At 70.6% G+C, this 4,823-nt stretch carries 4 protein-coding genes; 2 read left to right on the plus strand and 2 right to left on the minus strand.

The window, feature by feature from the left end; translation table 11 throughout:
• Positions 1-153: 153 nt before the first annotated feature.
• Positions 154-1,191 (minus strand): glycosyltransferase family 2 protein, encoded by a 1,038-nt coding sequence (locus ACWGN5_RS34000; RefSeq protein WP_453522273.1) that lies wholly within the window; start codon positions 1,189-1,191, stop codon positions 154-156.
• A 125-nt stretch (positions 1,192-1,316) separates the two neighbouring features.
• Here ACWGN5_RS34000 and ACWGN5_RS34005 point away from each other — a divergent pair, with 125 nt between their 5' ends.
• Positions 1,317-2,783, plus strand: a complete 1,467-nt coding sequence (locus tag ACWGN5_RS34005; protein WP_453522274.1) for an LCP family protein — start codon at positions 1,317-1,319, stop codon at positions 2,781-2,783.
• 6 nt (positions 2,784-2,789) lie between these two features.
• Here ACWGN5_RS34005 and ACWGN5_RS34010 read toward each other — a convergent pair whose 3' ends face one another.
• On the minus strand, positions 2,790-3,335 hold the full coding sequence (locus ACWGN5_RS34010; protein WP_369144575.1) for an acyl-CoA thioesterase: 546 nt from the start codon (positions 3,333-3,335) through the stop codon (positions 2,790-2,792).
• 169 nt (positions 3,336-3,504) lie between these two features.
• Between ACWGN5_RS34010 and ACWGN5_RS34015 the strand changes: the two genes are divergently transcribed.
• Positions 3,505-4,716 (plus strand): LCP family protein, encoded by a 1,212-nt coding sequence (locus ACWGN5_RS34015; protein ID WP_453522275.1) that lies wholly within the window; start codon positions 3,505-3,507, stop codon positions 4,714-4,716.
• Positions 4,717-4,823: the final 107 nt, after the last annotated feature.

The raw sequence follows: 4,823 nt of genomic DNA on the forward strand, positions 1-4,823 counted from the left end.
CACCGGGGCCACTATAGGGGTTGCTGGCAGGTCCACTCGCCAAACCTGTGGGACGGCAGGCGCGCCCGAACATACGCTCCTCACCCACCACCACCCGTCCCGCGGCCGGGGCCCGGTATTGGTTACGGCCCGTCGTCGTGGGTACGGAGGTGCTCAGACCGTCTCGGTCTCGCCCGCCGGCACCGCCGGGCGGCGGCTCGCGATGACCTTCCGCGCGAGGGACCGGGGGCTGGTGAGGAAGCCGTAGCCCCAGGACATGTGCATGGTCGCGAGGGCCACCGGGATCCGGAGGCGGGCCTTCAGGGACAGGCCCTTGCCCGCCGGGACCGAGCCCGCCGTGATGGCGGCCAGGTAGCCCGCCGGGACCACGAAGCCGAGCGGGGTCAGGGCGGCGCCCACGACCAGGCCCGCGGCGATCGCGCAGACGGCGGCCGGCGGGGCCAGGTAGCGCAGGTTGATCGAGCCCTGGTGGTAGCGGGCCACCACGTGCCGCCAGCGGCCGTAGTCCTTGTACTGCTTCGCCAGCGCCTTCACCGAGGGCCGCGGGCGGTACTGGACGCGGAGCTCCGGCGAGAACCAGATCAGCCCGCCGGCCTCGCGGATGCGGAAGTTCAGCTCCCAGTCCTGGGCGCGGATGAACTCCACGTTGTACCCGCCCTGCCGCTCGAGCGCCTCGCGCCGGAAGACGCCCAGGTAGACCGTCTCCGCCGGGCCGGCCTCGCCGCCCGTGTGGAAGGCGGCGTTGCCCACGCCGATCTTCGAGGTCATCGCGGCCGCGACCGCGTCCTCCCAGGCGTTCTCGCCCTCGGCGTGCATCACACCGCCGACGTTCTGCGCGCCGGTCTCCTCCAGGAGCCGGACCGCGGTGGCGATGTAGTTCGGGGAGAGCATGCCGTGACCGTCCACGCGCACCACGATCGGGTGATGGGACGCCTGGATCGCCGCGTTGAGCGCGGCGGGCGTACGGCCCGTCGGGTTCGGCACCGTGATGACGCGGCGCGCTCCCGAAGCGGTCTCGCGGACGAGCTCGGCGGCGATCTCGTCCGTACGGTCCGTGGACGGGCCGAGGGCGATCACCACCTCCATCTCACCGGCGTACTCCTGCTCCAGGATGTGACGAACCGAGGTGCGCAGATACCGCTCCTCGTTGAGGACCGGCATGATCACGGAGACGGGGGGCGTGGCGTTCATCGCCCGCCACGTTACCGCGAACGGGGGACAGCGGTGCGCGCCGAGCGGGTGGTGCGCCCTTGCGCTGATCGTATGGGCCTACCGTGCTCACGGTTCCCGCTGTCCCACCGCGGAGGTGTCCGTCCGTGCCCACACCGCCCCGCACGCCCCGTCCCCGGCCCGCCGCGCGTCGCGTACCGGTCCGCCGGCGGCGGAGGCGCCCCCGGTGGGGGATGCGGATGGCGACGGCGCTCTCCGTGGCGGTTCTCACGGCCGGCGGGATCGGGCACGCGGTCGTCACCGGGCTCGACACCGGCATCACCCGCGTCGACCCCTTCAAGGACATGAAGAACCGGCCACAGGCGGGCCACGGCATGAACGTGCTCGTCGTCGGGACCGACGGGCGCGACCGGATCACCCCCGAGGAGAAGGCGAAGTACCGGCTCGGCGGAGCCCCCTGCCACTGCACCGACACCGTCATGCTCGTGCACATCTCCGAGGACCGGGAGCGGGCGAGCGTCGTCAGCCTGCCCCGCGACTCGTACGCGGAGATGCCCGAGCACACCGACCTGAACAGCGGCCGGAAGCACCGGGCCCACCCCGTGAAACTGAACGCCGCCTACGCCGAGGGCGGGCCCGGTCTGACCGTGCGGACCGTCGAGTCCATGACCGGCGTCAAGATCGACCACTATCTGGAGGTCGACTTCACCAGCTTCATGCGGACCGTGGACGCGGTCGGCGGGGTGCAGATCTGTACGACCCGGTCCCTGAAGGACTCGTACACCGGGCTCGACCTCTCCCCCGGCACCCATGAGCTCGACGGCGGGCAGGCCCTGCAGTACGTGCGCTCCCGGCACATCGACGGGGCCGCCGACATCGGCCGCATGCAGCGCCAGCAGCGGTTCCTCGCGGCGCTGATCGAGCGGATGACGAACGGCGGGGTGCTGCTCAATCCGGTGCGGTTCCGTGAGGTCGCGACGACGATGCTGGGCTCCGTACGGGCCGACGAGGACTTCGGTACGGATCAGCTGCTCGCCCTCGCCAAGGCCATGCACGGCTTCACCCCGGCCTCCTCGGAGTTCGTGTCCGTGCCGATCGGCGACATGAGCTTCCCCGTGAAGGGCATCGGCTCGACCGTGAAGTGGGACGCGGCCAAGGCACAGAAGCTGTTCCAGTCGCTGCGGGACGACCGGCCGCTCGCCGCGCCCCGCTCGGAGAGCTCCGGGAAGGCGCCCGGGGCGGTCGTCGTGGACGTGCCGCCGCGGACGATCCGCGTCCAGGTCTACAACGGGACCCGGACCGACGGGCTCGGCCGCAAGGTGGACGACGCGCTGCGGGCGACGGGGTTCGACACGACGCGTACGCCGATGACCGGGGCCGGGAAGGAGCGGGCTCGGACCGTGATCGAGTACGACCCTCGGTGGGACCGGTCGGCCAAGTCGCTGGCGGCGGCGCTGCCGGGGGCGGAACTCAAGGCGGTCGCCGGGAGGGGTGGGACCTTGCGGGTCATTGTGGGGGGTGGCTACAAGGGGGTCACGGCCGTGCGGGCGGAGGATTCCGCGGGCGGGGGGACCTTCGAGGCGGTCACCGGGGACAAGGTGGTGTGCCCGTGACCCCGCTCAGTCCTCGTAGCCCTCTGCTGCTCGGCGTTCTCTCAGTTCCTTGATCGCTTGGCGGCGGGCCAGGCGGTGGGTTCGGCGGATCTGGGCTTCCTGGTTGCGGCGCTTGTCCTGTTCGGTCTCCGGGATGACCTGGGGGACCGGGCGGGGCTTGCCCTCCGCGTCGACGGCCGCGAAGACGAGGTAGGCGGAGCCGACCTGGGTGGCGGGCGTGGACTCGTTCCAGCGCTCGGCCATGACCCGTACGCCGACCTCCATGGAGGACCGGCCCGTCCAGTTGACCTGGGCCTTGACGTGGAGGAGGTCGCCGACTCGGACCGGCTCCAGGAAGGCCATCTCGTCCATGGAGGCCGTGACCGCCGGGCCGCCCGAGTGCCGGCCCGCGACGGCGCCCGCCGCGTCGTCGACCAGTTTCATGATCACGCCGCCGTGCACCGTCCCGAGGAGGTTGGTGTCGTGGCTCGTCATGATGTGGCTGAGGGTGGTGCGGGACGCGGAGGTCGGCTTGCCCGGGATTCCGTCCGGGGTATCGCCCTGGTCTGTCATGTCCTCCACCTTATGCCGGGTCCGGCCCCCGTCCCCGCCGGGTCCGCTTTGCATCAGCTTGGCAACAGCAGCGGTCCGATCTTCCACCCGGACTGTCGCCCGGAAAGGGCCGCCCGGCACACTGGTCCACATGAATGACTGGCCTGATGAGCCCCAGGGACCCCGACGGATGAGCCATGTGCAGCGCCCGCAGGTTCCGCAGCAGCCGCCGCGTTCCCAGCAGGGTTACGGCCAGGGCCAGGGGAGCTACGACCCGAACTTCACGCAGGCGCAGAACCAGGGGTACGACTCCGGTTACAGCTCCGGCCAGGTGTACGGCGGCGGCCCCCAGAACCAGGGCGGCGGCGGCCGCGGCGGGGTGCCCCCGCAGTACGCGCCGCAGGGGCCCGGCCGTCCCGCGCCGGACTGGCGCAAGCGGATCAAGGTCGGCTCGATCGTGCTGGTCGTCGGCGTCCTCGCCTGGGGCATCGGCACCTACGCCTGGGCCAGCTCGCAGATGCGCAACGAGGTCGATCTCTCCAAGGTCATCGAGCGGCCGGAGGAGGGCGACTGCACGACGTATCTGATCGTCGGCTCCGACAGCCGTGAGGGCATGTCCGCCGAGGAGAAGAAGAAGCTGCACACCGGTTCCGCCGAGGGCAAGCGGACCGACTCGATGATGATCCTCGCGGCCTGCTCCAGCGGGAACACGATGGTCTCGCTGCCCCGTGACTCCTGGGTGACGATCCCGAACTTCGTGGGCTCCGAGTCGGGCAAGTCGTACCCGGCGCGCGGCGGCTCCAAGCTGAACGCGGCCTACGCCATGGACGGCCCCGAGCTGCTCGTGCGGACCGTCGAGTACAACACCGGCCTGCGCATCGACCACTACGCCGAGATCGGCTTCGCCGGCTTCGCGAACATCGTGGACGCGCTCGGCGGCGTCGAGCTGAACATCGACAAGGGCTTCAAGGACAAGAAGTCCGGCGCCGACTTCCAGGCCGGCAAGCAGACCCTCAACGGCGAGCAGGCCCTGGCCTTCGTCCGCACCCGGTACGCCTTCGCCGAGTCGGACCTCCAGCGGACGAAGAACCAGCAGAAGTTCCTCTCCGCCCTCGCGAACCAGGCGGCGACGCCGGGCACGATCCTCAACCCGTTCGCGCTGTACCCGACGCTCGGCGCCGGTCTGGACACGCTGATCGTCGACAAGGACATGTCCCTGTACGACCTCGGGAAGATGTTCTTCGCGATGAAGGGCATCAGCGGCGGCGACGGCAAGTCCATGAACATGCCGATCTCGGGATCCGCGCCGCAGGGCTCCCTGAAGTGGGACATGCCCAAGGTGAAGCAGCTGGTCGAGCAGATCAAGAACGACGAGAAGGTCACCGTCGAGTCCAACCGCTAGACGGACACGTGGAAGGGGCGTCCTCCCGGCCGGGAGGACGCCCCTTTCGCTTTCTCCGTTACGGGAGGTTGCGGGCCATGACGATGCGCTGGGACAGGTTGGTGGCC

Source organism: Streptomyces sp. NPDC055815 (assembly GCF_053616475.1).

What these genes read in the sequence shown, in the direction of transcription:
- ACWGN5_RS34000 (WP_453522273.1), bottom strand. Translation starts at nt 1,191, where the DNA reads ATGAACGCCACGCCCCCCGTCTCCGTGATCATGCCGGTCCTCAACGAG.
- ACWGN5_RS34010 (WP_369144575.1), bottom strand. Translation starts at nt 3,335, where the DNA reads ATGACAGACCAGGGCGATACCCCGGACGGAATCCCGGGCAAGCCGACC.
- ACWGN5_RS34015 (WP_453522275.1), top strand. Translation starts at nt 3,505, where the DNA reads ATGAGCCATGTGCAGCGCCCGCAGGTTCCGCAGCAGCCGCCGCGTTCC.